This is a genomic window from Sphingomonas sp. CCH5-D11, from assembly GCF_001557395.1.
GTDB lineage: Bacteria > Pseudomonadota > Alphaproteobacteria > Sphingomonadales > Sphingomonadaceae > Sphingomonas.
The window spans coordinates 1-24,498 of sequence record NZ_LSKH01000186.1 but is presented as its reverse complement, the minus strand read 5'-3'; the positions used below and the strand labels follow the sequence as shown (position 1 = coordinate 24,498).

Annotated in this window: 24 protein-coding genes, 1 tRNA gene and 2 pseudogenes; 15 read left to right on the top strand and 12 right to left on the bottom strand. The window is 64.4% G+C overall.

Annotated features, from left to right (window positions below):
• Positions 1 to 10 precede the first annotated feature (10 nt).
• The 5 genes from dnaK to AX702_RS21635 all read left to right on the top strand — a co-directional run bounded on the left by dnaK (position 11) and on the right by AX702_RS21635 (position 4,355).
• Positions 11 to 1,921, top strand: a complete 1,911-nt coding sequence (gene dnaK, locus AX702_RS11535) for a molecular chaperone DnaK (RefSeq protein ID WP_066779679.1) — start codon at positions 11 to 13, stop codon at positions 1,919 to 1,921.
• A 132-nt stretch (positions 1,922 to 2,053) separates the two neighbouring features.
• A complete protein-coding gene (gene dnaJ, locus AX702_RS11530) occupies positions 2,054 to 3,175 on the top strand; it encodes a molecular chaperone DnaJ (protein ID WP_066779677.1) in 1,122 nt (373 codons plus the stop codon).
• Between the two features lie 28 nt (positions 3,176 to 3,203).
• A complete protein-coding gene (locus tag AX702_RS11525; protein ID WP_066779674.1) occupies positions 3,204 to 3,575 on the top strand; it encodes a hypothetical protein in 372 nt (123 codons plus the stop codon).
• Between the two features lie 456 nt (positions 3,576 to 4,031).
• A tRNA-Leu gene (locus AX702_RS11520) sits at positions 4,032 to 4,116 on the top strand.
• 5 nt (positions 4,117 to 4,121) lie between these two features.
• Entirely contained in the window at positions 4,122 to 4,355 is a 234-nt protein-coding gene (locus tag AX702_RS21635; RefSeq protein ID WP_082746218.1) for a hypothetical protein, read from the top strand.
• 48 nt (positions 4,356 to 4,403) lie between these two features.
• Here AX702_RS21635 and AX702_RS11515 read toward each other — a convergent pair whose 3' ends face one another.
• Positions 4,404 to 5,030 (bottom strand): FMN-dependent NADH-azoreductase, encoded by a 627-nt coding sequence (locus tag AX702_RS11515; RefSeq protein WP_082746217.1) that lies wholly within the window; start codon positions 5,028 to 5,030, stop codon positions 4,404 to 4,406.
• A 125-nt stretch (positions 5,031 to 5,155) separates the two neighbouring features.
• Here AX702_RS11515 and AX702_RS11510 point away from each other — a divergent pair, with 125 nt between their 5' ends.
• Together AX702_RS11510 and AX702_RS11505 are read left to right on the top strand one after the other, a co-directional pair.
• Positions 5,156 to 5,449 carry a hypothetical protein gene (locus tag AX702_RS11510; RefSeq protein ID WP_197420579.1) on the top strand — a complete coding sequence of 98 codons (294 nt, stop codon included), beginning with the start codon at positions 5,156 to 5,158 and terminating at the stop codon, positions 5,447 to 5,449.
• Between the two features lie 6 nt (positions 5,450 to 5,455).
• Positions 5,456 to 6,154 carry a helix-turn-helix transcriptional regulator gene (locus tag AX702_RS11505; RefSeq protein WP_066779667.1) on the top strand — a complete coding sequence of 233 codons (699 nt, stop codon included), beginning with the start codon at positions 5,456 to 5,458 and terminating at the stop codon, positions 6,152 to 6,154.
• A 393-nt stretch (positions 6,155 to 6,547) separates the two neighbouring features.
• On the opposite strand, the gene AX702_RS11500 is transcribed toward AX702_RS11505, so the two are convergent.
• Together AX702_RS11500 and AX702_RS11495 are read right to left on the bottom strand one after the other, a co-directional pair.
• The gene (locus AX702_RS11500; protein ID WP_066779772.1) at positions 6,548 to 6,913 is read right to left on the bottom strand and encodes a cupin domain-containing protein; all 366 of its coding nucleotides are present in this window, start codon (positions 6,911 to 6,913) and stop codon (positions 6,548 to 6,550) included.
• A gap of 102 nt (positions 6,914 to 7,015) precedes the next feature.
• Positions 7,016 to 7,333, bottom strand: a complete 318-nt coding sequence (locus AX702_RS11495; RefSeq protein ID WP_066779666.1) for a DMT family transporter — start codon at positions 7,331 to 7,333, stop codon at positions 7,016 to 7,018.
• A 555-nt stretch (positions 7,334 to 7,888) separates the two neighbouring features.
• Between AX702_RS11495 and AX702_RS11490 the strand changes: the two genes are divergently transcribed.
• The 3 genes from AX702_RS11490 to AX702_RS11480 all read left to right on the top strand — a co-directional run bounded on the left by AX702_RS11490 (position 7,889) and on the right by AX702_RS11480 (position 9,939).
• Positions 7,889 to 8,098 (top strand): CsbD family protein, encoded by a 210-nt coding sequence (locus tag AX702_RS11490; protein ID WP_066779664.1) that lies wholly within the window; start codon positions 7,889 to 7,891, stop codon positions 8,096 to 8,098.
• A 180-nt stretch (positions 8,099 to 8,278) separates the two neighbouring features.
• A complete protein-coding gene (locus AX702_RS11485) occupies positions 8,279 to 8,908 on the top strand; it encodes an RNA polymerase sigma factor (protein ID WP_066779662.1) in 630 nt (209 codons plus the stop codon).
• A gap of 86 nt (positions 8,909 to 8,994) precedes the next feature.
• Positions 8,995 to 9,939, top strand: a complete 945-nt coding sequence (locus AX702_RS11480; protein ID WP_197420578.1) for an arginase family protein — start codon at positions 8,995 to 8,997, stop codon at positions 9,937 to 9,939.
• 91 nt (positions 9,940 to 10,030) lie between these two features.
• Here AX702_RS11480 and AX702_RS11475 read toward each other — a convergent pair whose 3' ends face one another.
• Entirely contained in the window at positions 10,031 to 11,239 is a 1,209-nt protein-coding gene (locus tag AX702_RS11475) for an ATP-binding protein (protein WP_066779651.1), read from the bottom strand.
• Complete coding sequence (locus AX702_RS11470) at positions 11,239 to 11,934, bottom strand: response regulator (protein ID WP_066779648.1); 696 nt, start codon at positions 11,932 to 11,934, stop codon at positions 11,239 to 11,241. Before AX702_RS11470 ends, AX702_RS11475 begins: the two co-directional genes overlap by 1 nt.
• 125 nt (positions 11,935 to 12,059) lie before the next feature.
• Between AX702_RS11470 and AX702_RS11465 the strand changes: the two genes are divergently transcribed.
• The 5 genes from AX702_RS11465 (at position 12,060) to AX702_RS11445 (ending at position 19,482) form a co-directional block, all read left to right on the top strand.
• Entirely contained in the window at positions 12,060 to 13,109 is a 1,050-nt protein-coding gene (locus tag AX702_RS11465; protein WP_066779645.1) for an efflux RND transporter periplasmic adaptor subunit, read from the top strand.
• 8 nt (positions 13,110 to 13,117) lie between these two features.
• On the top strand, positions 13,118 to 16,204 hold the full coding sequence (locus AX702_RS11460; RefSeq protein ID WP_082746223.1) for an efflux RND transporter permease subunit: 3,087 nt from the start codon (positions 13,118 to 13,120) through the stop codon (positions 16,202 to 16,204).
• A complete protein-coding gene (locus AX702_RS11455) occupies positions 16,201 to 17,727 on the top strand; it encodes an efflux transporter outer membrane subunit (protein ID WP_082746216.1) in 1,527 nt (508 codons plus the stop codon). The genes AX702_RS11460 and AX702_RS11455 overlap by 4 nt, the downstream gene beginning before the upstream one ends.
• The gene (locus AX702_RS11450; protein WP_066779642.1) at positions 17,724 to 18,389 is read left to right on the top strand and encodes a GAP family protein; all 666 of its coding nucleotides are present in this window, start codon (positions 17,724 to 17,726) and stop codon (positions 18,387 to 18,389) included. The genes AX702_RS11455 and AX702_RS11450 overlap by 4 nt, the downstream gene beginning before the upstream one ends.
• A 145-nt stretch (positions 18,390 to 18,534) precedes the next feature.
• On the top strand, positions 18,535 to 19,482 hold the full coding sequence (locus tag AX702_RS11445) for a LysR substrate-binding domain-containing protein (protein ID WP_066779641.1): 948 nt from the start codon (positions 18,535 to 18,537) through the stop codon (positions 19,480 to 19,482).
• 1,058 nt (positions 19,483 to 20,540) lie between these two features.
• Here AX702_RS11445 and AX702_RS22070 read toward each other — a convergent pair.
• The 7 genes and pseudogenes from AX702_RS22070 to trbE form a co-directional block, all read right to left on the bottom strand.
• Complete coding sequence (locus AX702_RS22070; protein ID WP_156455454.1) at positions 20,541 to 20,717, bottom strand: hypothetical protein; 177 nt, start codon at positions 20,715 to 20,717, stop codon at positions 20,541 to 20,543.
• Between the two features lie 28 nt (positions 20,718 to 20,745).
• Positions 20,746 to 20,982, bottom strand: coding sequence for a DUF2274 domain-containing protein (locus AX702_RS11440; RefSeq protein WP_066779640.1), 237 nt, complete (start codon positions 20,980 to 20,982; stop codon positions 20,746 to 20,748).
• Positions 20,979 to 21,131: pseudogene (locus AX702_RS22895) on the bottom strand (TrbI/VirB10 family protein); the annotation flags it as partial. The pseudogene AX702_RS22895 and the gene AX702_RS11440, both read right to left, overlap by 4 nt.
• Before the next feature lie 12 nt (positions 21,132 to 21,143).
• Positions 21,144 to 21,638, bottom strand: a pseudogene (locus tag AX702_RS11435) (type IV secretion system protein); the annotation flags it as partial.
• 19 nt (positions 21,639 to 21,657) lie between these two features.
• Complete coding sequence (locus tag AX702_RS11430; protein ID WP_066779638.1) at positions 21,658 to 21,954, bottom strand: EexN family lipoprotein; 297 nt, start codon at positions 21,952 to 21,954, stop codon at positions 21,658 to 21,660.
• Positions 21,951 to 22,724 (bottom strand): P-type conjugative transfer protein TrbJ, encoded by a 774-nt coding sequence (gene trbJ / locus AX702_RS11425; protein ID WP_231731831.1) that lies wholly within the window; start codon positions 22,722 to 22,724, stop codon positions 21,951 to 21,953. Before trbJ ends, AX702_RS11430 begins: the two co-directional genes overlap by 4 nt.
• Positions 22,724 to 24,498: conjugal transfer protein TrbE (gene trbE, locus AX702_RS11420; protein ID WP_066779633.1), on the bottom strand; the 1,775-nt coding region annotated here is incomplete at its 5' end. The genes trbE and trbJ, both read right to left, overlap by 1 nt.

Genomic DNA, 24,498 nt, shown 5'->3' with positions numbered 1-24,498 from the left:
AAGAGCACTCATGGCAAAAGTTATCGGTATTGATCTTGGCACCACCAACAGCTGCGTCGCAGTGATGGAGGGCGGCAAGCCCAAGGTGATCGAGAATGCGGAAGGCGCGCGCACCACGCCGTCGATCGTCGCCTTCGCCAAGGATGGCGAGCGGCTGGTCGGCCAGCCGGCCAAGCGGCAGGCGGTGACGAACGGCGACAACACCATCTTCGCGGTGAAGCGCCTGATCGGCCGCCGCTTCGACGATCCGATCACCAAGAAGGATACCGAGCTCGTCCCGTATCACATCGTGCGCGGCGCCAATGGCGACGCCTGGGTGCAGGCCGGCGGCAAGGACTACAGCCCGTCGCAGATCAGCGCCTTCACGCTGCAGAAGATGAAGGAAACCGCCGAGAGCTATCTTGGCGAGACGGTCACGCAGGCGGTGATCACCGTGCCGGCGTATTTCAACGACGCGCAGCGCCAGGCGACCAAGGACGCCGGCCAGATCGCGGGCCTTGAAGTGCTGCGCATCATCAACGAGCCGACGGCGGCGGCGCTCGCCTATGGCCTGGAGAAGCAGGACGGCAAGACCATCGCGGTCTATGACCTTGGCGGCGGCACCTTCGACGTTTCGATCCTGGAGATCGGCGACGGCGTGTTCGAGGTGAAGGCCACCAATGGCGATACCTTCCTGGGTGGCGAAGACTTCGACAACAAGCTGGTCGATTACCTGGCAGAGGGCTTCAAGAAGGATGAGGGCATCGACCTCACCAAGGACAAGCTCGCGCTGCAGCGCCTGAAGGAAGCGGCCGAGAAGGCGAAGATCGAGCTGTCGTCGGCCGCCTCGACCGAGGTGAACCTGCCGTTCATCACCGCCGACCAGAATGGCCCGAAGCACCTCGTCAAGACGATCAGCCGCGCCGACCTGGAGCGCCTGGTCGATGACCTGATCAAGCGCACGATCGAGCCGATGAAGAAGGCGCTCGCCGATGCGGGCGTGAAGGCCAGCGACATCAGCGAGGTTGTGCTGGTGGGCGGCATGACGCGCATGCCCAAGGTGCGCGAGGCGGTGAAGAACTTCTTCGGCAAGGAGCCGCACACCGGCGTGAACCCGGACGAAGTCGTGGCGATGGGCGCGGCGATCCAGGCGGGCGTGCTGCAGGGCGACGTCAAGGACGTGCTGCTTCTCGACGTGACGCCGCTGTCGCTGGGCATCGAGACCCTCGGTGGCGTGTTCACCCGCATGATCGATCGCAACACCACGATCCCGACCAAGAAGTCGCAGACCTATTCGACTGCCGATGACAATCAGCAGGCGGTGACGATCCGCGTGTTCCAGGGCGAGCGCGAGATGGCGGCCGACAACAAGATGCTCGGCCAATTCGATCTCGTCGGCATCCCGCCGGCACCGCGCGGCGTGCCGCAGATCGAGGTGACGTTCGACATCGACGCCAACGGCATCGTGAACGTGTCGGCCAAGGACAAGGGCACCGGCAAGGAGCAGCAGATCCGCATTCAGGCATCGGGCGGTCTGTCGGATGCCGACATCGAGAAGATGGTGCAGGAAGCCGAGCAGTTCGCCGAGGAGGACAAGAAGCGCAAGGCTGGTGCCGAGGCGAAGAACAACGCCGAATCGCTGATCCACACCACCGAGCGCCAGCTTGCCGACAATGGCGACAAGGTGGACGAGGCGCTGAAGGGCGAGATCCAGGCCGCGATCGATGCCGCCAAGGCGGCGGTCGAGGGTGGTGATCCCGAGGCGATGAACGAGAAGAGCCAGGCGCTGGCGCAGGTCGCGATGAAGCTGGGACAGGCGATCTACGAGAAGCAGCAGCAGGCTGAGTCTTCCCCGAACGCCGATGCCGGCACCGATGCGCCGAAGGAAGATGATGTGGTCGACGCCGAGTTCTCGGAAGTTGACGACAATCAGAAGGCGTAATGGGTTCGCCCTCTTCCCACCGGGGAGAGGGCAGCCGAACGAAGTGAAGGCGGGAGAGGGGCAGGTCGGAACGGCCGATGACTGCCCTTCTCTCAACCCTCTTCCCGGAGGGGAGAGGGCTATGAGGTCCGCATGACCGAAGTTGATTTCTACGAACTGCTGGAGGTCGAGCGTTCGGCCGATGCCGGGACGATCAAGTCCGCATACCGCAAGCTGGCGATGAAGTATCACCCGGACAAGAATGCCGGGTGCAAGGATTCTGAAGCCAAGTTCAAGGCGGTCAGCGAGGCTTATGACTGCCTGAAGGATCCGCAGAAGCGCGCGGCCTATGACCGATACGGCCATGCCGCCTTTCGCAACGGCGGTGGCGGCGCAGGCAATGGCCATGCGGATTTCTCCGGCTTCTCCGACATTTTCGAGAGCGTCTTTGGCGAATTCATGGGTGGTCGCCCGGGCGGTCGCCAGCAGGTGCGCCGCGGCGCCGATCTGCGGTACGACATGGAGATCACGCTGGAGGAGGCCTTTCACGGCAAATCCGCGGAGATCACGGTCGATGTGACGGCCGCCTGCGACACGTGCCACGGTTCAGGCGCGCGTGCCGGTAGCCATCCGCACACCTGCAACACCTGCGCCGGGCACGGCAAGGTGCGGGCACAGCAGGGCTTTTTCGTCGTGGAGCGCGCTTGTCCGGTCTGCAACGGCTCCGGTCAGGTGATTGACGACCCCTGCCCGGACTGCCGCGGGGATGGCCGGATCGAGCGTACCAAGACGCTGAGCGTCGAGATCCCGCCGGGGGTGGACGAAGGGACCCGCGTGCGCATGACCGGCGAGGGCGAGGCTGGTGCGCGCGGTGCGCCGGCCGGCGACCTTTATATCTTCCTTCACGTGAAGCGGCACAGCCTGTTCGAGCGCGAGGGGACTACGCTGTTCGCGCGCGCGCCGATCAGCTTCACCACCGCGGCGCTCGGCGGATCGCTCACCATCCCGGGGCTGGATGGGCGGAACCATGAACTGCGCATCCCGGCTGGCATCCAGTCCGGCAAGCAGCTGCGCCAGCGCGGCGCCGGCATGCCGGTGCTGCAGGGCAGGGGCTTCGGGGATCTGGTGGTGCAGATCGACGTTGAAACGCCAACGCGGCTGTCCACCCGTCAGCGTGCCTTGCTGGAAGAGTTCCGCGAGACGGAGACGGGGGATGAATGTCCTGCGAGCCAGGGCTTCTTCTCCCGCCTGAAGAGCGCCTTCGCCGGGGAATGACCGCGGCGAGGGCAGAAGGAGAAGGTCGATGCGTATCCTGTTCCCGGTTGCCCTCGCCATCGTGACCTTCGCCGCGCCGGGTGCCGCGCGGGATCGGAACGCCGTGCCCGCCGCAACACCCGCGGGCGCGCCGCAGACCTGCATCCCGATCAGCAGTATCCGCGAGAGCCTGGTTCGCAGCGACCAGATCATCGACTTTCGCGTGAACGGCGGCCGCTATTATCGCGTCACGTTGCCGAACTCCTGCCCGCAGCTCGGGTTCGAACGACGGTTCAGCTACGCCACGTCGCTCAGCCAGTTGTGCGCGCAGGACATCATCACCGTGTTCAGCGTGAACCCGCCGATGCGCGGCGCAAGCTGCGGGCTGGCGCCGTTTCAGCCGGTCGAACTCGCCAAGTAAGGCGACCTGCGTAAAACCGCTGGCGCCCGCCGCCGACCGCTGCTAGGCGCTCCTTTCCGGCACCCGTAGCTCAGCTGGATAGAGCGCTGCCCTCCGAAGGCTGTCAATAGAATTTAGGCTGGGCCGGAAAGTCGCGATAAGTCAAAGACATAGCGACCTGCCAAGCTGCTTTAAGCGCCGGTGAGGTCGCTGGTGCAACCACATTGCAACCAAACGGCTGAGCAGTTTCCGATTTCAGCCGAATGCAGAGCTGTCGCGATCAACCGGGCGCCAAGCGGCTCGACGCGTGTGCGGCAAGGTTGGTGGACGCGCAGGATCTCAAAAAAGGAGTTTGTTTAGTTCTATAGAACTTTTTTCGGTTCCGATGCGAAAACAGGCACTTACGGGCGATCTGATCGGCTCTCCCGAATAGTGCCGAAATCGGCTAGGAGCCACATAGGAGCCAAGGGGCTCAACGCGGGTGTGGTGAAATTGGTAGACGCGCCGGATTCAAAATCCGGTTCCGAAAGGAGTGTCGGTTCGAGCCCGACCACCCGCACCAAGTACTTGGCCGGTTTCGCCATGGTCCACGCATTCTGGGCCGAGAACGGCGAATGCAGGATATCACGCACCAGCGCGATCGATGCGCACCATGATCGCGCGCGCTACTCGTGGGTGATCACGTGGCCCGACGGACGCCGGTTCGACGGCATGGATGCCGTCACCTTGGACCGCGCGACCGGCAAGGTGCGGCGGGTCGACGGGTTCTTCGGCGCGCTAAAGCCGCTTGAGAGTGAATAGGGAGACGCGTGCTATCGGCCCGCTCGGCTCGATCCGCGCTGCGCGGCGCTAAGGCAGCCATCGCACCGCCAAAGCGTCCACCTCGGCCAGCGCGCGAGCCATCGTTGCTTCGGCAGCGTCGGGACCGGCGAAAAGCATCGGCCGGGCCGTCACAAAGGCGAGGTCGGTCACGCCCATGAAGCCCAGGACCGCGCGGATGTGCGGCGTGAGCGCGTCCATGCCGTCGAACATCTCGCCGGGTCCATAAGAGCCGCCGGCGGCGACCAGGACCGCCACCCTGAGTTCGCCGAGCAGTCCTCGCGTCCCCGTCTCGTCTGACACGAAGGTCAGGCCGTTGCGTGACACATGGTCGAAGAATGCCTTTAAGGTCGAGGGCATGCCGAAATTGTAGATCGGCGTCCCGATGACGAGCGCATCTGCCGTCAGCAGACGCGCAGTGAACGCATCGGAGTCGGCGATCGCCGCCCGCATCTCGGGCGAGTGATCGGCGACCGGAGTGGCGACGGCGGCCGCTTCCCACGCGCCGAAGTGGCGGGGCGGCGAGAGCGCGAGGTCGATCCGGTCGACGCTCGATCCCGGCGCGCCTTTGGTCAGCGCCTTGACGAAGTGTGCGGACAGGGCGCGGGAGTGAGACCCTTCGATCCTCGCGGAAGCGTCGATGTGAAGGATCTTCATGAGGTAACCGAGCTATTGGTGCTGCGGTGGAGCTGTGGCAGGTCTCAACTGACGGATCCTGTCAGTTGGCTTCGGGCAGGAAGCGGCGGTGCAACCGCTCGAAAGGAACGCCCGTGACGACCCACGTGATCGAAACCGTCATCTTCCGGCTCATCGATGGGGCCGACCCGGAGGTGTTCGCCAAGTCAGCCGAGGCCGTCAGCGCCTATGTGGACGGCTGCCGAGGGTTCGTGTCGCGGCGGCTGTCGCGCGGCGAGGACGGGGCCTGGATCGACCATGTCGAATGGCGGGACATGGACAGTGCTCAGGCGGCGGCCGCGGGCATCGCGAAGGAGCCGGCGAACGCTCCGTTCCTGCGCGCCATCGATGGCTCGTCCGTAAAAATGATGCATACGAGCGTCGCGATCAGCGTGAATTGAGGCGGCATGCGGCGCGCGGAGCGGCTGGCCGATATCGTCGAGATCGTCCGCGACGGACGCCTCCATGCCGCCCGCGAGCTCGCCGCCGCCCTGTCCGTCTCTGAGCGAACCGTCTACCGCGACATGGATGCGCTGGTCGCCTCGGGCGTGCCGGTCGAGGGCGAGCGCGGGGTCGGCTATCTGCTGCGCGAGCCCGTGTTCCTGCCCCCGCTCGCCATGTCGCTGATCGAGCTGGAAGCGCTGAGCCTCGGCATGGCTATCGTCGGCGAGGCCGCGGACGCGGAGCTCGGCGCGGCCGCCCGCAGCCTGATGGCCAAGCTGGAGGGCCACGCCTCGGTGCGGCGTCGTTCACCCGCGTCCTGGGGGTTCGGCGTCTACGAACTTGCGCAGACCCGCGCGGGTCTGGCCCACATGCCGCTGCTCCGCCGAGCGATCCGTGAGCGTCTCACTCTGGCGATCGTCTACAGATCACTTACGGGCGAGGTGAGCGAGCGCGACATCCGGCCGCTTCAGATTGACTACTGGGGGCGGGTCTGGACTTGCTCGGCCTGGTGCGAGCTGCGCGGCGCGTTCCGCGCCTTCCGAGTCGATCTCATCGAGACCTGCACATCAAACGGCCGAACCTTCAAGCTCGAACCCGGCAAGACAATCGAGGATTACCTGAAGCTTGTCGCGGAAGAACTGGATCGCCAGCAGCACTCTTAGAAGGCTGCCAAAAGCCCGGGCGATCTCGAAAATCATTTCGGTAATACAGTCATTTAGACTGACTCGCTGTCGTCGCGTTCGCCCGAGGGACACTTGTGCAACCACATTGCTCAGCATTCCCCGTCGAAAGTGCGAGAGGGCTTAGTGGATCAGCGTCATAGCCTTTTACCCATGGCGCGACCTGCGCTACCCATGCTGGCGACGACTAGCGCAGTAGCGGCAGTCACCTAGCCGGTCTCGCCGAGTGTGTACGTTTAGGCGGGCGCCTTTCTGGGCCGGTGCGGCTGCTCTTCCCAAACCTCATCCGACAACCATAACGACGTCATGTCTTATCTCGCTCGGGTCACTTTCAGGGTCGACCGGCGCGGGCTCCTTGGCATCAATCCCGTGCCGTCACGCGATCCGTTCGAGTTCGCGCACTGTGCGCTCGTTCTCCACGTTGCCCGAGTTGAGCGTGGTGTTGGGCTCCAAGAGCACGACGTGACACTCGTCGCTCAACGCCTCGGGGCGGTGTTCCACGCCCTTGGGCACGATGATGAATTCGCCCGCATCAAGATCGACATTGTGATCGCGGAACCCCATCCTAAGCTTGCCCTCGACAACCAAAAACAGCTCGTCCTCATTGTCATGATGATGCCAATGGAAAGAGCCGCGGAATTTGGCGAGCTTGATCTGAGTGTCGTTGATATCGCCCGCAACCTTGGGGCTCCATGCATCTGGGAACGTTGAGAACGCATGATTCAGGTTCACCTTCTTCATCGAAATCATCCTTTCTGCTGCTATGACCGCATCGTTAGCCGCCAACTTGCAACAGCGTCTCATCGATAGTTTGCCAGTCGCATCTTGACCGCAGCGCGCCCTTTAGTGCGCCAGCTTCAGGGTGATTACGCCGCCGATGATCAAAGCAACGCCGAGAAATCGCCCGATCGAAGTCGGATCGTCGTACATCATTACTCCTACCAGGAAGGTGCCTGCCGCACCGATGCCGGTCCAGATCGCATAGGCAGTTCCGATCGGGATCGACTTCTGAGCGAACCAGAGCAAAGCGCCACTGACACCCATGCATCCCACCGCAATAAGGATACCGCTGGAGCGCGTAGCGGGCACTTGAGCCATCTTCAGGCCGACGGGCCACCCGATCTCGAAGATCCCGGCAAATAGAAGTGCAATCCAACCCACCACAAAGCACCTTTGGTCTACAATTTGAACCGCGCGGCACGCAGTACTCCAAACGTGCCCTGCCTACTTACGACGCGACGCTTACGATCCATATCACGACGGCCAGCGTCGCCAGAGCGAGTACTAACCCTATGCACGATGCCGGCCGCGTCCGCATTAGCGATCACGGCGCGCGCTAAGTCGAAGTTCGATGGAGGGACGTTGCACGTTCGGCGCAGGTGACGTGCGAAGGCCAAGGCGCCGATTTGCGCAACTACTAGGTCAGGGTCGTCATCGATTGGCGCACAGGGCTGTCGATGGCCAGATTTACGTCGTGAGACAGCGAATATCGAGGAGATCAGGTCAGGTTCTAATTTGGGCTGGCGAGACATCACCGGGCCGTCTGAGATGAATAAGTGGCTCACCCACCAGTGACATCCCTGCGGCACGCCTAGGGCTGATCGCATATGACAGTCGCCTCAGACTTCGAGAAGCTTCCCGTGAACCCTGGACACGACCTCCACACGATGTGGACGTGGACAGCGGACAGAAGGTCTTCCGTGAAGGAGAGTGGCGATGAGCGATAACCGTTTAGAAGGCGACTGGCTGCAGGTGCGCGGTTGGGTCAAGCAGCAGTGGGGACGCCTCACGGACGACGATCTGATGGTCATCGATGGAAGTATCGATCGGCTCGCCGGGCGCGTGCAGGAACGATACGGCTACGAGCTCGATCGCGCTGAGCGCGAAGTCCATGACTGGAACGCGCGCCGCCTGCAGAATTTCTGAACGGTGAGCGACCTTGGAGCCGAGCCAGCCGTCAGCGGAGGCAATTCGGGAGGCGCATTTCCTGGTCTTCGGCCTGGGGGTCGCGCTTCCGACCGTACTTCTGCTCGCGGTGAGACTCACGCTCGCACCCTAAGCAATGAGGGTCCGTCCAACGAGGCTCCTCCGAGGCGAGTTCTGAGTATGTCAGTAGAAGAGAGCCACATCAGCGTGCCTTGTGCGGACCTTGTATCCGATGACGTGTTTGGTGCCGCGATCCTCGATCGCTCGGGGCCATTGCGACGCTATGCTCACCGGTTGACGGCCAACGCCGTCGACGCTGACGACCTGCTGCAGGACACGATGCTGCGGTGCTGGAGGGCGCGAGCCTCGTTTGCTTGGGGTTCAAACCTGACCGCGTGGATGCGACGCATCATGCGCAACAGCTTTCTCTCCGAACGCCGTCGGGGACGGTTCGTGACGGAGCTTCATCCGGAAGCGAGCGAATCTGTAACGGCGGTGATTATCGACCAAGAAAGAGTTTGCGAGTTGGATGACGTCGCCAAGACAATGACAACGATGCCCGCGGAACACCGCGACATCCTCCTGCTCGCTGCGGAGGGCATGTCGATGGATGACGTCATGAAACGTCTCGATGTTCCAGAGGGAACCGCGAAAAGCAGGCTGTCCCGAGCCAGGCGGCAGCTCCGGGAACGCCTGGAGACCGAGCCTTCTGCCAGTCCGCCTGCTGGACGCAAAAGCATCTCACCGCTTCCCCCATCAACCTGCAAACCGCTCCGACGCCGGGACTGGTCCGGCGTCATGATCGGTTAGCGCTCAAACCACTAAACGGAGAACTCATGTCCACCCTTCGGAACAAGCTCGAACGCATCGTTATCGTTGACATCGACGGCTCAATCGTGCGGCAGCCCGAAACCGTGGCGCGGTTCGATCCGATCGTCGTCGATGCGCGCGACCTCCATGATCGGTTGCGATACTGGTCGACCAAGGAGGACCTGGCCGAGTTGGGCGCGCGCGTCGGCGACAAGGTTCCGACGTTGGAAGGCGCGATCATCTTGTTCGGATCCAGCGACTTTCACAACCTGAGCTGGCTTTGGATCAGCCTGCTCGAACCGCGCCCGTTCTCCGTCATCCATTTCGACAACCACACCGACTGGGTGAAAGTGCCGCCGGCGGAGGCGGTTCATGCGGGTTCATGGGTGCGCCACGTGCTGGACATGCCTCACATCGCGCGGGTCGCCCAACTTGGCGTGAACGGCGACCTCGAAATGCAGGTCGTGCCGCCGACTCCGACGGGGCCTCTGACCCATAGTTTCGAGCTCTTCGATACGGGTCGTCTAGAAACCTTTCCTCATTCGCTTCGCGAAGCAACCTATCTTGGCGAAGTGTCCGTGCCGAGCATCTGCGGCACGGCGGACAAAGGCACGCTCACGACGAGGGTGCGCTGGCGGACGATCGAAGAGGAAGGCATCGAGGCCGTGATGGCGGGTGTGCTAGACCGCATTCCGACAGATGAGGTCTATATCTCCATCGACAAGGACGTCCTGCGGGACGAAGACTGCTTCACCAATTTCTACAACTGGCAACAGGGCACGCTCAGCCTTGATGAACTGACAACCGCGCTGGCGATGATCTCAGAACGCAAAACCATTATTGCGATGGATGTCAACGGCGATGGGTCTCCTGCCAACTTCGACGACAATAGCGTCGGCAAGCGGTTGTTCTCAATCAAGGATCGCAAGCTCACGCCCGAGATGTTTCGAGACCCCAAGCTCAATGCGTTGAACGATCGATCGAACGTGCGGATCGTCAGCACGGTCCTCCAGACGGAGTTCGCGGTCTGAAGCTCCGTGAGGATCGGTCTTACTTAGGGGGATCGACATACTGGTGCGGCGAGTGCGGCCTGCAGCGCGACCGTCTTGAAACCGAAGTCCGTCAGCGTCGAGGCGCTGCCGGAGCCTCAAACTGTTCGCGCATAAACCAACCGCGATTTCTGCCTGCCGAAGCCGCGATCTCGACCGCGAAAACAGCGCCACCTCCCGGGCGTGGCTCGGCGTAGGCACGTCCACCATGTTGCATGGCAATGGCGCGGACGACCGCGAGACCGAGACCTGAGCCGCCTGAGTGACGCGCGCGCGACTCTTCGGCGCGCCAGAAGCGGTCGAACGCGGTGAGGTATTGGCTCGGTTCGAGACCAGGTCCGCGGTCGAGGACAGAGATGCGCGCCAGCGATCCGTGGCATCCGGTTTCAATAAGAACCTGTCCGCCACTCGCCGCGTAGCGCCGAGCGTTGTCGAGGAAGACGGAAACAATCTGGCGCATCTGCGTCGCGTCGGCCCATGCGGGCGCGGTGCCGAGCCGAGTTTCGATCGCAAGACCTGCGGCGTTGAGATCGGGCCCGAGCGCTGCAATGACGCTTTCCGCTTCTTCTGCCAGGTCAATGCTGGTCCGGACTGCTTCTAACCGACCGGCGCTGGACAAGCTGAGCACACGCAGTCTGTCAATGATGGCTGAAAGCATCTCGGTCTGTCCGACGAGACCCGCGAGTTCGCGTTCCGAAGGGCTGAATACGCCGTCGAGCATCGCTTGGAGCCGCGCGCGCAAGACCGTCACCGGCGTTCTCAACTCGTGCGCGATGGCGGAGCCGGTTTCGGTCAGCTCGCGCTCGGCGGTTTCTAGGACTTGCGCCATACGGTTGAAGTTCGCGACGAGCTCGGCCGGCTCGCCAATCGTTCCGCGCGGAGCGTTGGCTCGCTCGCCATAGTCGCCCGCCGCGATGAGTCCGGCAACGTTCGCCACGCTTTGAATCGGCTTACCAAGTCGCCGGCCGAGCGTGACGCCTATCGCCGCCCCGACCCCTAATCCGAGGACGCACAACGCGACGATTACAAAGGTCTCAAGCTGAAAAATCTCCGCGCGGGTAACCACGCGGTTGATGTCCTCGGTATTGCCGACGTTCAGCTGCAATCCGACGTCGAGCCGCTCGAGCGCTTCTCGTGTGCTCGGAGAGACACTCGACAGCAGTGTCTCCATCGCGAAGTGATAATAAATCGCCAGGCCGCCGATGACGATGCCGACGCCGATCAATGTGGCGAGCGCGGTCGAGAGGGCGAGCTGGCCGGCGATCGACTTGGCCCAGCGCATCAACTGAGGGCCTCGAGACGATATCCGATCCCCCGCACAGACTCCATCATCTCGCCCCCTCCGGCATCGGCGATTTTCCGGCGCAGATTGCTGATGTGGCTGTCGACCGTACGCTCAACGGCCTCGCCCTCCGGGAGACACGCATCGATGAGCTCACTGCGTGTAAAGGCCTTGCGAGGTGTCTCGGCCATATGGACAAGAATGCGAAACTCGGTCGGCGTTAGATCCAGCGACGTTCGGGCCTCCTTGACCGACACCTGTGCGTGATGAGCCACGCGATCGATCTCGAGGGCACCGACCCTCAGAGCTCGGGTGGACTGCTGACCGCGCGTGCGGCGAAGCACCGTTCTGACCCGCGCCACCACCTCTAGGGGATTGAACGGCTTGACGACATAGTCATCGGCGCCGACGCGCAGCGCGAGGAGCTTATCGAGGTCTTCCTTCAGCGCCGTCACCATGATGACGGGCGTGTCGGAGGTTCGCCGCAGCTGAGAAAGTACTGCAAGTCCGTCCAATTTGGGCAGCTTGATGTCGAGCAAGACCAGATCGGGGTTCAGCATCGAGTGGTGATCTAACGCTATACGTCCGTCGCTTGCGTGAACGGTGCGGAATCCCTCGCGCTCGAGATACGCGATCAGAACCTCCGCAATCTGCGACTCGTCTTCAGCGACTAGGATCAGCGCGTTTTCGGCCATGGAGAACGTCCTCTACCGGGTATGGGCCTAGTATAGGCCGCGGCAGCAGATGGCGCGACACCTCTGCACGAAACCTGCACGATTGATGCACCGCAGTCCAACGTGCGGCTGGTTGACCGGCTGTCATGACCCGCTCTCATGTTCTGCCGGTTCTGTCAGCGCTGGCGTTAGCGGCGTGCGCCGAGGAGGCTCCGCCACCGGAGGTGCCGCCGACGGCCCTGGTTGCGGTCGCCGAGCCGGCGTCCGACCCGCGCGGGATCGTGACCGGCATCATTCGCAGTGGTCGAACGCATCAAGTCGCGACCGAAACAGGAGGACGGGTCGTACGCCTCAGCGCGGCGATCGGGGATCGCGTCGAGGCTGGAACGGTGCTTGCGACGCTCGATACGCAGGGTCTCGCTCTGGCTCTGGATTCCGCGCGCGCGGACGAAGCGCGGCTGGCTGCGCAGGCGGAGGAGCGACGAAGGAGAGCCGGACGGTTTCAAACGCTCGATGGGAGCGGCTCGGTAAGCCGTGCCGAAGCGGACGCCGCTCGCGCGGAGGCACTAGCGGCGGATCAGGCACTGGCGGCCGCGCGCTCTCAGCGCGCTGAGGCCGCGCGACGCCTCGGTACAGCGACACTTAGAGCGCCGGCCAGCGGGGTGATCGTCTCGCGCCAAGCGGAGCTTTCGGCGCAGCTTCAGCCTGGTGCCGTTCTGTTCGAGATCGAACCTGACGGCGCTCGCGAAATCGTATCGCCGGTTCCGGCGCAGGCGTTGGCCGACCTTACCGGCAGCGGCTTCACGCAGTTCCGTTTCTCCGGGGAGACCGGGACGGCTCGCTTTCTCGGTGTAAGCGCCAGAGCATCGGCGACTGGCGCGCGGGAGGCGCGTTTCGCGGTCGTTGGGGGTAGTCCGCCCATCGGAGCCGCTGTGGAACTCAGCCTCGGCAGCGCGGGAGAAACTGGAGTGTCGGTCCCCGCGGCGGCGCTCGTGAATGACCGCAGCGGGCGGGCCGGGTTGTTTGTCGTTGGGCCGGGCAACAAACTTCGCTTGGTACCGGTAAGCCTGCTCGAACTCGTCGCTGGCCGTGCCATCGTCACCGGTGAGGTCCGTGCAGGCTCGCAGATTGTTTCGGCGGGCGGTAACTTCCTAACCTCGGACATGGTCGTCAGGCCCGTCCGCGCAACGCGCTGAAGCGGGTGATGACCATAACCGCACAGGCGCTGAAGCGCGTCCGTTTCACCCTCGCAGCTGCGATCGCGGTGTTTCTCGTCGGAGCGGCAATGCTGCTCGACTTTCCGGCAACTGAAGAACCCACAGTACCGATCCGCACCGCAACCGTTGAGGCCTATCTCAGCGGCGCGCCCACTGACCGCATGGAGCGGCTCGTCGCACGGCCGATTGAAGACAAGGTGCGCGAGATTGCCGACGTCGAGCATATCGAGACCACGGTGCGGCCTGGTTCCGTCCTCATCTACGTCAATCTGTACGATAGTGTCGCACCGGACCGCCTTCCTGCCATTTGGCAGCGGCTCCGGGTCAAGGCAGCGGAAGCTGCGCCAAACCTGCCGGAGGGCGCCCTCGGTCCTCTCGTCAATGATGAGTTTGGGCGCGTATCTGTCTTAACGCTCGCTTTGACCGGCAGAGGCTATTCGGCCGGCCAGCTTCAGGACGCCGCGCGCGCTGCTCGCAGCCGCCTTCAATCAGTGCCTGGCGTGGCGCAGATCTCACTTCATGGCGTGCGCGAGGAGAGGGTGTACGTCGACCTCGCGATGCCAAGTCTCGCGGCGGCAGGACTGACGGCCGATGGCGTTGCAGCCGCGCTCGCGCGACGCAACGTGGTCTCGGCCGCTGGTGAGATCCACGCCGGCGGCCGCGTGCTGACGCTCCTTCCGACTGGTGACCTGCCCGATGAAGCTGCGCTCGCCGCCATCCCCGTTCCCCTGCCAGGGGGCGGTGCGGTTCCGCTGGGATCGATCGGTCGCATCGAGCGCAAGGCACAGGACCCTGTTGCCACCGCTGTTCTCTCGAACGGCGAACCGGCCATCGTGTTGGGCGTAGCGATGCGGGAAGGTTCAAACGTCATCAGCTTCGTGGATCGGCTCCAGGAAAAGGTCTCCGAAGTCCGAGCCGACCTGCCGGCCGGAATGAAGCTTGAGCCGGTCACCGATCAGGCAAAGGTCGTGGGAGCGGAACTGAGCAAGGTCGGTCAGATCTTCCTGGAAACGGTCGTTGTCGTCATGGCGGTCGTGGTCTTCTTCCTGGGTTGGCGTGTCGGTCTCGTGACAAGCGCGATCGTGCCGCTGACGGTGCTGGGAACGCTGATCGCAATGCGATTGCTTGGCATCGATCTCCATCAGGTTTCGATCGCCGCGGTCATCATCGCGCTCGGGTTGTTCGTCGATAACGGCATCGTCGTTGTCGAAGACTACGAACGCCGAATAGGGTTGGGCGAAGAACGCCAGGCCGCGGCGGAGGCAGCCGGTCGGACCCTCGCGGCGCCATTGCTGGTGTCGTCGCTCGCGATCATCATTGCGTTTCTGCCGCTGGTCGGCGGCGCCAGCGCAACCGCTGAATACATGCGCTATCTCGCCGTGGTGATGGCGATCACGTTGTTGCTGTCGCTTTTCATTGCGCTCACGGTTACGCCCCTGCTCGCTGCGCGCTATGCGCACGCGCCGGCGCATGGGTCCGAAAACAAAGGGTTCATTGCTCGCGTCACAAGGTGGTATGGCGGCAAGGTCGGCACGATCGTCCGGCGTCCATTGGTTTTCATCGGTATCCTGAGCGCCATGCTCGCCGGGTCGTTCGCGCTTGTCGCGCTCGTGCCGACCGAACTCCTTTCGCCGTCAGCGCGCAAGCAGGTCCAGATTCCGGTCGAACTCGACGCGGGGACTGAGCCCCGCGAGACCTACCGCCTGGCGCAAGCGCTGTCGGCGCGGCTCGCCGACGTCAAGCGTTTTCCCGAACTCGACGGCAACGTGGTTTATGTTGGCGACGGCGGCCCGCGCTTCATCCTCGGCCTGAATCCCCCTGGGCCGGCCAGCCATCGCGCCTATGCGGTCGCGAATCTGAAAGGTGACGCGGACATCGAGGCGACGCTTGCCAAACTGCGCACCGATCTCCGGCCAACTTTTCCTGCCGCCCGGATTGAACCCAAGCGATTTTCGCTCGGCGCCTCGGAGGCAGGCGTGGCCGTGTTTCGTCTGACAGGTCCTGATCGCGAAGTGCTCGATACGGCTGCGGCTCGGCTCAAGGACGAACTGCGCGAGGCCGGCATGACAGACATCAAGGACGATGCAGAGACGAGCATTCCGCAACTGGTGTTGACGATCGATCATGCGCGTGCCGCCGCGGCCGGGGTTACGCCTGCTGATGCGGCGCGCTCGCTCGAGAGTGCGTATTCGGGCCGATCGGTCACGGTCTTGCGCAACGGCGACGTGCTCATACCGGTCGTCCTGCGCGCGAGGGAAGAAGAGCGGCTGAGCCCTGAACGAGTCTCCGCCATGCCAGTTTTTGGCGCGAACGGTCCCGTGCAGCTTGGCGAGATAGCCTCCGTCAAGCTCGATCTGCAGCGCAGTGTCCTGATGCGTCGCAACCTCGAGTCCGTTGTGACCGTGAACGCGCGGCGCGCCGATCTGACTGCGCAAGGAGTCGCCGACGAGATGGCGCCGGCGCTCGAGCGGCTTGATCTGCCGAATGGACATCGGGTCGAGATGGGCGGCGAGATCGAGGAAGCGACCGAGGCGAACGCGGGATTGGCCGGGTTCCTGCCCCTAGCGGTGCTCGGCATGGCGGCATTGTTTCTCTGGCGCTTCGGCTCGCTCCGCGAGACCGCGATCATCATGCTTTCGGTTCCGTTCGTCTTTATCGGCGCTACGCTCGGTTTGTTGGTGTCGGGGCAGTCGATGACGTTCACCGCGACGCTCGGACTGCTCGCGCTCGCGGGGATCATCGTCAATAACGCGGTGCTGCTGATCGAGCGCCTTCACGAAGAGCGCGCCGCGGGGCGCGACCTCTTGGACGCCATCGCGGCAGCGGCCGTGGTTCGACTTCGGCCCATTGTCATGACGAAATTGGTCTGCGTGCTGGGTCTCGTGCCGCTGTTTCTGTTCGGCGGCGCGCTTTGGAAGCCGATGGCGGCGGCGATGATCGGAGGTCTGCTGCTCGGAACGCTGATCACATTGGTGCTGATCCCCGCTCTTTATGCCCTTCTGTTCGGAGGTTTGGGGCGTAGTCGCGCAGGACCGCCGCGCTCGGACCCTTCAGCAGAGGGAGCGGCAAAGTGACCCCTCTCCGCATCTTGAGGCTCGTTGCGACAACCAGTCTGCTGGCCGGCTGCGCGACCGTCGGACCCGACTACAGGACGCCGGCACCACAGGACCTCCAAGCGACCGGCAGGTTCATGGCCGACCCGCTCCTTGCCGAGCGCCGGGCGATCCGGCCTGCGCCCGAGCTCGCGACTTGGTGGGAAGGTTTCGGCGATCCCGACCTGTCGCGCATCGTCGAGCGTGCGGCCAACGCCAACCTGGACATCGCCGCTGCGCGGGCTCGGTTGGACCGCGCTGCGGCGGCGGTCAAGCTCGCCCGCGCCGAGCAGTTGCCCTCAGTTGGACTGCAAGGACAGGCGGCCGTTCAACGGCAATCGCTCGAAGGCCAGCTCGGTCCGCTTGTCGAACTCGCTCCCGGTTTCGAGCGAACGTTCGACTCCTACTCGGTCGGAGCCTCGGCATCTTGGGAAGTCGACCTGTTCGGCGGCGCGCGTCGCGGGCGCGAGGCGGCCAGCGCGGACGCGCAGGCGGCCTATGCCGATCTCGCGGCCGCCCGCATCACCGTCATCGCCGAGGCTGCCGACGCTTATATTCAGCTGCGCCTTCTCCAACAACGCCGAGTGCTTCTCGGCGAGCAGATTGCGGCGGCGGCGAGCCTGGACCGGCTTGCGCGCGGGCGCGTCAGCGCAGGGCTGGCAGCCAGCCAGGACAGCCGGCGCACGGCCGCGCAACTGCGGCAGCTTGAAGCCGGACTTCCGATGCTTGAAGCTGCCGCCACGGCGCAGCTCAACCGTCTCGACGTGCTCATGGGAGCCAAGCCCGGGACTTACCGCGCCGAGCTCGCAGTGGTCCGGCCGGTGCCGACCCCGCCGGCATTTGCGAATACCGGAGGAGCTGGCGACTTGCTGAGGCGGCGGCCCGACCTGCTCGCGGGTGAGCGGCGGCTCGCTGCGTCTAGTGCCAGGATCGGCCGCGCGATCGCGGAGTACTATCCCAAAATCTCCCTTTCCGGCCTGCTTGGCTTTGAGGCACTCGATCCAGAGCGGCTTCTAACGGGGAATGCGCTCACCGCGAGCCTGGCGGGCGGGCTGCGCTGGCGCCTGTTCGACTTCGGGCGCGTCGATGCGCAGGTCGCAGACGCTCGCGGCGCGGAGCGAGAAGCCCTGGCCAGTTATCGGCAGCTGGTTCTGCGCGCTGTGGAAGAAGTCGAGACCGGCATCGTGGCGCTTGTCCAACGCGAGGCGCAGGCCCGTAAACTGGCTCAGGCCGAGGGTGACCTCACTTCAGCCCGGAATAGCGCGCGCGCAGCGTACCGCGCCGGCGTTCAGCGGCTCGACGAGACCCTTGATGTCGAGCGCCAACTGCTTGCGGTGCGGGACGAGCGGGCGCAGGCACAAGCTGAAAGCGCACGCGCGACTGTCTCCGTCTTCCGTGCCCTCGGCGGCGGCTGGACGGCGGAAGATAGGACTGCGCGAGCGGGCGCCGCTCCAGTTCCTCCGTCCGGCGCGTCGCAGGACCACAGCGGACTGCCCAGCGTATGACCAATGAGGGCATCTGGGCTGCCATCACGGGTCTTGGGCTCCTGGATGCCTTGAACCCATTCACCGTCGCGGCAATGGCCTATTTGCTGGGATTGCGGGACGCCATCTCGCGTGGGGCCACGTTTCTCGCGGGCACCTTCGTAACTTATGCGGGATTTGGCATCGCGCTCGTGAGCGGCTGGGCGGCGTTTGCCGAGTACGTCATGCCCCTGGTGCCCGAGTGGGCTGGACCGGTCGCTATGGTTGTCGGTGGGTTGGCCTGCGTCGGGATCGGGATCTACACCCTCAAGGGCGCGACGACGCCAACGCTGCCCGACGCCCCAACCGTCACGGCCACTTTTCTTTTCGCGATTGGGTCCACAGTCGCGGATGCGGTGACGGCGGTGCCTTATTTCGCGGCTGCCGAGCGTATCTCTCATGCGCCGAGTTGGACGATCATCCCTCTGATGCTCGTCTGGTACAATCTCCTCTACTGCGCCCCGTTGATCGCAATGCTCATCATTCGGGTTGCCGCCAAATCATCAAGCGCGCGCGTGTTCGGATGGATGCGCGAAACGATGAACAGGGCTTTCGCCCTGATCATCCCTCCGGCGCTTCTTTTGGGCGGCGTGTGGCTTCTGTGGCTTGGAGGAACCGCAATGCTTGATCTTTCCAAGGCGTGAAAATGCGGTGGGCTAAGGATGAGTTAAAAGCCGAATGTAAGATGCTCTGCAACGGCGCGAACGCTTCACATCGAGCGATGGTGATGGAGGCGCCAGCCGTTTATAGGACGGTCCGCTCGGCGCCCCTGGCCAGTCCAGGTAAGTGATGGAGCTTCGACACCTACGGCATTTCGTTGCTGTTGCGGAAGAGCTCCATTTCGCGCGAGCGGCGGAGCGGCTCGGCATGGAGCAGTCGCCGCTCAGCCATTCGATCCGCAACCTCGAAGCCGATCTTGGGGTCGCCCTCTTCCACCGTACGACGCGACGGACGTGGCTGACGCGGGCTGGCACGCGCTTCTACAAGGAAGCGTTGCGCATCCTCGAAGCGGCCGACGCCGCGCGCCTCTCTGCGAGGAACGGCGACCTTGATCGGCCGGAGAAGTGCTCGATCGGTCTTGCTGAGCACTCGGCAAGCGAGCCCTTCACGCGGTTCCTGTTCGAGCTCGAGAACCGCGCGCCGCCAATACTTATCGACCTTCACGAGGTCGCGGGAACGGAATCAGCGGGTCGGCTGACTGATCGATCGCTCGACTTGGTTGTTGCGTTGGAACCGATTGAGGCGCGAGGGTTGCAAGCGGTGCGCGCTTGGAGCGAGCCGCTGTCCATGGTGCTGCCGCTCGGTCACCGGCTGGCCGGGCGCGACCGGATCTCGCTGCGCGAAGCCGCCAACGAGTCGTTCGTTCTTCCCAATCCCCAGGTGTTCGCGGGATGCGAGCAGCAGCTCCTAGCACTGCTCAAACGTCACGGCGTCGAGCCGGCGCGGCGAACGCTGGTCAAGCATCAGAACACGATGGCGAGCCTGGTCGGGACCGGGCGCGGCGTTTCGCTCCTGCCCGTCTCTCTGGCTGGCGGCCTTACCTCCGTCGCCGTCGTTCCGCTGATCGAACCCGACGCGGTGATGATAAGCTGGCTGGCCTTCCGGGAAGGCGACGAGGCTGACTACGTCGCCTTCGCGCGCGAGATCGCCGCCGCAATCGACGCTGGGGCGGAGCTTCCGTCGGCGCTCGCAAGCGACGCTAGCGCCGCTTCAGAGACTCTCGATCCGTCGTCGTGAACGCAGCCAACCCATGTGGCGCTACAACTGAGCTGAGGCGAAAGCTATCAGAGTCGTGAATACGTTGGCCCGGTGTCCCTCTAAGGTCAACGCGTCTCGGTAGAGCGCCGCAGGAGCATCACGAAAAGCTTTGAGAAGTTGAAGGAGCTGCAGCGACACCATGAAGTCGAGCTTGCGCGACGGTTTCGGCCGACACTCACGTCATTCTTTCTTCGTCGCGCCTGCGGTTAGGCTGAGGCAGGGAAACTTTCGCAGGAAGCGTTCTTCCGCATGATGGGTAGCCCGTCAACCGCATCTGCAAGCTTGCGCCGTCGCGCTTCTCAACGCAGCCTCAACAAACGCCGCCGTAAAGCGAGCGTTAACTTCCCTACTAGCTAAAAAAATAGGATGCGTTCTTGCATGGCTGGGCGACGAAGGATTGGAAACGATATTGCTCGGTCAAGCTCTCTGTCTGTTGGCAATGGCGATGCCAGTACTTGCACCGGCCCCGATGTCCCAAGGCGGCCCCACGCATCCAGTATCGCTCAGACAGGCTGAAATACGTAAGGCAGTTACTGGAAAGGCGGTGAGCTATTCGCCCCCGGACTGGGCGGATTCAGGCGTGCGTGAAGAATACCATAGCAACGGCATTTGGCGTGGAATACGATATGGGCGCGGCCCGATCCCGTTTGCCGGACGATGGACCATCCGGAATGATCAGCTCTGTGTCCAAGCAGATAAAGAGACCATAGCCGCACGGTTCCCGAGTGGCGAGCGTTGTCGGCATGTCTGGCGAGACGAGGCAACAGGCCGGTTGTGGATTGACCACCTTATGATCGCGCCATCAGCCTCTCCCGGCGTCGGAGCACAGCTGCTAACTATCAGCGAGCTGTCGCCGGAGCGCTGAAAGGTGATTGCGTAAGCGCACAGCTGATTTTGACCGACGGCCGGCCGCCTTTTCCCGATGCTAGTGCCCGGCTTTCGAATACCCACAAGTCATCCGGAGCCGCGTCTCGCCGACGCTGATATCCGTGAGCCCGGACCAGCCGTGCCAAATAACGATATTGCCGGGTGGCGGGTCACAAGTGCGCCAGGAGGCCGCCGTGACGAGCGATATGGTGAAGGTACGTCGACAATGTTCGTCTGAGGGCAGTGTCGCGGGGACGATCAGCCAGGCGGTCGAACAGCATCACCTCGCTCGCCGTCAGCGCCAACGACGGCGGTGCGTTCGGCACGATGCGGTTCACCACGATCATCCGGAACAGCCGCCAGGGTCGGCGTCGTTTAGCTTACTCGACCGGGCTTGACCGCTTGTCGCATCCGCCGGAAGCCGCGGTCGCGATCCATGAACGCCGCCAGCATGTGCGGCACCAAAGCTGCTGCGTCGACCGGCTCTCCATAAGCGACGGCATGGGCCTCGGCATAGCGGTCGAGGTTTCGCTTCAGCTCGGCGGAAACGACGATCGTGAGTCGCACGGTTTCGGCTTTAGGAAGCGGCCCGAGCCTCAGCTTGTCGCTCATGGCGTCCCTCCAGCGGTTCGCGGCCGCGCGCCATAGGGCCGCAGCACCAGGTCCTTGTTGACGATCACCCGCACCGGGAACCCCGGTCGGACTGTCAGCGTCGGTTGGATGTTGAGATTCCGCCGGGTAATCTGCTGGCCGACCTGGTTGAACTCGAGGATTGAGACGAAGAGCTGCACGGCGAGGATGAAGAAGCTGATGATGACGATCAGCCAGGCGATGAACAGCACCGCGATCGTGTCGATGTTGGTGAAGACCGACGGGAAGCCCGCGAGACTGCCGATCTTGTCCATCATCGGCTGGGCGGCCTCGACGCCGACGGTGGCGAGGCGTCCGGGCTGAAGGAACTCGCCTTTGCTGATCGACGAGCCCGACGCTTTCAGGCCGAGCCCGGCGAACGAGCGGAAGATGATCGAGGCGAGCCAGTTGAAGTTGCCGATGATGAAGGCGAACGCGCCGACGTAGAGGATCTTCTTGATGAGGCGCGGCATCACGTCCTCGCCGCCCATCGCCCAGAAGAGCGCGGCGAGCGTAACGTCGATCACGACCAGCGTCGTCGAGAGATAGGCGACCTCGGGCTGCAACAGTCCGAACCCGCTGTCGATGTAGCGGGAGAAGGTGTCGAGGAAGCGATCGACGACGCCGAGATCGTTCATGGGTGCGCTCGCGTGGTTGTCAGTTGGAGGGCGGCGGCGCGGGCGCGTCCTGCGCGCGCCCGCCCGGCGTGTAGCGGACGCCGTCGCCCTGGAAGCGCCGACGCTCGGCCTCGCCCGCCTCGCGGCATTGCTTGTCGTCAGCCTGGAGATCGCCCGTCCGGCACGCCTCCTGAACTTTCGCCAGGCGATCGGCATCGGCGGCGAGCCGGTCGACCGCGTCGCGGGCCTGCGGCTCGCTGCACGCGGCCATGACGAGCGACAAGCCGGCGGTCACGGATAGCGCCGCCACGACGACATTGCGCCGGGCGCGGCTCATCGCTCGTACGCCCGGACGGGGGCCGGCGTGTAGGGCACGCCGCGCTCCTGGAACCGCTGGCGGTTGGCGCGGCCCTGCTCGTCGGCCTGGAGAGCGCGCGCCTGTTCGAGCGCGGTCGAGCGGCCTTCGGCAATGCGGAGCTGCTGGTCCTGCATCGTCTGCTTGGCGATCAGCGCGAGGAGTTGATTGGTCGCCTGGGTCGCCTGCAGGATGCCGACCGCGCCCTGGCTCGATCCGACGATCTGGTTTAGGGTCCCCTGGTCGGCGGTGATCGCGTCGTTGAGCTGGGCCTGGACGCCCAGCGTCGTGCGCAGCCCTTCGAGCGAGTTCGACCACTGGGTCCGCGCGTCGGCGAGCGTCTGCGCCGACGATGCCCCGCCGGGATAGCCGTTCGGGTATTGCTGCCGGAACTGCTGGTCGAGCCGGCTGACCTGGGTCGCCAGGCCCTGCGCCTGCGCGAACAGGCGGCGGGTCTCATTGAGGTCGGCCTGGAGCTGGGCGAGCGGCGAGGTCGCGAGGTTGGCGAGGTTGCGGCCCTCGTTGACGAGGCTCTGGCCCTGGTTGAGGAGCGATTGCGCCTCGTTCTGGAGCGAGCGGATCTGGTTGTTGATCTGCTGGAGCGTCCGCGCCGCGGTCAGCACGTTCTGGCTGAAGTTCGACGGGTCGTAGACTGTCACCTGCGCCGTGACCGGCGCGGGCGCCAACCCTACTGCGGTCGTCGCCAACATGAGCGCGGCGAACGCCGCACCCTTCCTCGTCCTGGTCATCATCAAATCTCCTCTGCTGGGTATTGGAAGTCGGGGATCAAGTCGGCGGCCCAGGCGAGGTCGCGCGCGACGAGCCAGGACGACGCGAAGTCTTTCGGCCAGGACACCGCCAGCACGTCGTCGATCATGGCGTGGTCGCGCGGGGTCGAAGCGGCGACGAAGGCGAGCGCGACCGGGCCGAGGCCCAGGTCGAATAGCCGGTTCCCAAGCCGCGACTGGACGTAATAGTCGCGCTTGGGCGTAGCGCGCGCGATCATCTCGATTTGACGCGCGTTGAGCCCGAACCCCTCGTAGATCGGCCGGAGCTGCGGCTCGACCGCTTGCGGGCTCGGGAGGAAGATGCGGGTCGGGCAGCTCTCGACGATCGCCGGCGCGATCGGCGATCGCTGGATGTCGGCGAGCGACTGCGTCGCGAAGACGACGCCGACGTTCTTCTTGCGGAGTGTCTTCAGCCACTCGCGGATGCGGGACGCGAACACGGGGTCGTCGAGGAAGACCCAGGCCTCGTCGAGGACGAGCAGCGTCGGCCGGCCGTCGAAGCGCGCCTCCAGCCGGTGAAACAGGTAGGTCAGGACCGGCAGCACGATCGACTTCGCATGGAGCAAGTCCTCCATCTCGAAGGCTTGAAGGTCGGAGAGCGCGAGGTCCTCGCGATCGGCGTCGAGCAGGCGGCCAAACGGCCCGTCGAGCGTATAGGGCTGGAGCGCCTGCCGGAGCTTGTTCGACTGGAGCAGCGTCGCAAGGCCTGACAGCGTTCGCTCCTCGGGCGGCGCGGAGCCGAGCGAACCGAGCGCCGACCACACCGCGTCCTTGACGTCGGGCGTCACCTCGACGCGCTCGTGCGCGAGTAGCGCGCCCACCCATTCCGCCGCCCAGGCGCGCGTCGCGGCGTCGTCGACGTCGCGCAGCGGCTGGAAGGTCAGTCCGCCATCGAGGCCGAGATCGTGAAAGCGGCCGCCCAGGCCCAGCATCGCGGCGCGGACCGAGCGGCCCTTGTCGAAGACGTAGATCTGCGCGCCGGCGTATTTGCGGAACTGGACGATCAGGGTCGCGAGCAGCACCGACTTGCCGGCGCCGGTCGGGCCGACGACGAGCGCGTGACCGACATCGCCGACATGGGTGGTCAGCCGGAACGGGGTCGAGCCTTCCGTCCGTGTGACGAGCAGCGGCGGGCCGTCGAGATGGTCGTTGCGGGTCGGCCCGGCCCACACCGCCGAGAGCGGCATGAGGTGGGAAAGGTTCAAGGTCGAGACGATCGGCTGGCGCACGTTTGCGTAGACCTGGCCTGGGATCGAGGAGAGCCACGCCTCGACGGCGTTCAGCGTTTCGGGCGCGGTGACGAAGCCGCGGCCCTGGATGACGCGCTCCGCCGCCTTGAGCCGCTCGGCGGCGACGCGCGGGTCCTCGTCCCAGACGACGACGGTGGCGGTGACGTAGCCGAAGGCTACCTGGTCGGAGCCGAGCGCCTGCAGCGCCTCGTCGGCGTCGACCGCCTTGTTGGCGGCGTCGGAATCGACCAGCGGGCTCTCCTGCTGGAACACGCTCTCGCGGATCAGCGTGACGATGCCCTTGCGCTTGGCGAACCATTGCCGACGGAGCCGCGTCAGCTCCTTCTCGCCGTCCGCCTTGTCGAGGAACAGGAAGCGCGTCGTCCAGCGATAGGGGAAGCCGAGCCGGTTCAGGTCGTCGAGCAGGCCCGGCCAGGTCGAAGCCGGGAAGCCGCGCACGGTGAGGACGCGGACATGCGCCTCGCCGAGCATCGGCTCGAGCCCGCCGG

What these genes read in the sequence shown, in the direction of transcription:
- AX702_RS11475 (WP_066779651.1), bottom strand. Translation starts at nt 11,239, where the DNA reads ATGCGCTGGGCCAAGTCGATCGCCGGCCAGCTCGCCCTCTCGACCGCG.
- AX702_RS11445 (WP_066779641.1), top strand. Translation starts at nt 18,535, where the DNA reads ATGGAGCTTCGACACCTACGGCATTTCGTTGCTGTTGCGGAAGAGCTC.
- AX702_RS11440 (WP_066779640.1), bottom strand. Translation starts at nt 20,982, where the DNA reads ATGAGCGACAAGCTGAGGCTCGGGCCGCTTCCTAAAGCCGAAACCGTG.
- dnaK (WP_066779679.1), top strand. Translation starts at nt 11, where the DNA reads ATGGCAAAAGTTATCGGTATTGATCTTGGCACCACCAACAGCTGCGTC.
- AX702_RS11515 (WP_082746217.1), bottom strand. Translation starts at nt 5,030, where the DNA reads ATGAAGATCCTTCACATCGACGCTTCCGCGAGGATCGAAGGGTCTCAC.
- AX702_RS11485 (WP_066779662.1), top strand. Translation starts at nt 8,279, where the DNA reads ATGTCAGTAGAAGAGAGCCACATCAGCGTGCCTTGTGCGGACCTTGTA.
- trbJ (WP_231731831.1), bottom strand. Translation starts at nt 22,724, where the DNA reads ATGATGACCAGGACGAGGAAGGGTGCGGCGTTCGCCGCGCTCATGTTG.
- AX702_RS11490 (WP_066779664.1), top strand. Translation starts at nt 7,889, where the DNA reads ATGAGCGATAACCGTTTAGAAGGCGACTGGCTGCAGGTGCGCGGTTGG.
- AX702_RS11430 (WP_066779638.1), bottom strand. Translation starts at nt 21,954, where the DNA reads ATGAGCCGCGCCCGGCGCAATGTCGTCGTGGCGGCGCTATCCGTGACC.
- AX702_RS11525 (WP_066779674.1), top strand. Translation starts at nt 3,204, where the DNA reads ATGCGTATCCTGTTCCCGGTTGCCCTCGCCATCGTGACCTTCGCCGCG.
- dnaJ (WP_066779677.1), top strand. Translation starts at nt 2,054, where the DNA reads ATGACCGAAGTTGATTTCTACGAACTGCTGGAGGTCGAGCGTTCGGCC.
- AX702_RS11460 (WP_082746223.1), top strand. Translation starts at nt 13,118, where the DNA reads ATGACCATAACCGCACAGGCGCTGAAGCGCGTCCGTTTCACCCTCGCA.
- AX702_RS11450 (WP_066779642.1), top strand. Translation starts at nt 17,724, where the DNA reads ATGACCAATGAGGGCATCTGGGCTGCCATCACGGGTCTTGGGCTCCTG.
- AX702_RS11470 (WP_066779648.1), bottom strand. Translation starts at nt 11,934, where the DNA reads ATGGCCGAAAACGCGCTGATCCTAGTCGCTGAAGACGAGTCGCAGATT.
- AX702_RS11505 (WP_066779667.1), top strand. Translation starts at nt 5,456, where the DNA reads ATGCGGCGCGCGGAGCGGCTGGCCGATATCGTCGAGATCGTCCGCGAC.
- AX702_RS11500 (WP_066779772.1), bottom strand. Translation starts at nt 6,913, where the DNA reads ATGAAGAAGGTGAACCTGAATCATGCGTTCTCAACGTTCCCAGATGCA.
- AX702_RS11465 (WP_066779645.1), top strand. Translation starts at nt 12,060, where the DNA reads ATGACCCGCTCTCATGTTCTGCCGGTTCTGTCAGCGCTGGCGTTAGCG.
- AX702_RS22070 (WP_156455454.1), bottom strand. Translation starts at nt 20,717, where the DNA reads ATGATCGTGGTGAACCGCATCGTGCCGAACGCACCGCCGTCGTTGGCG.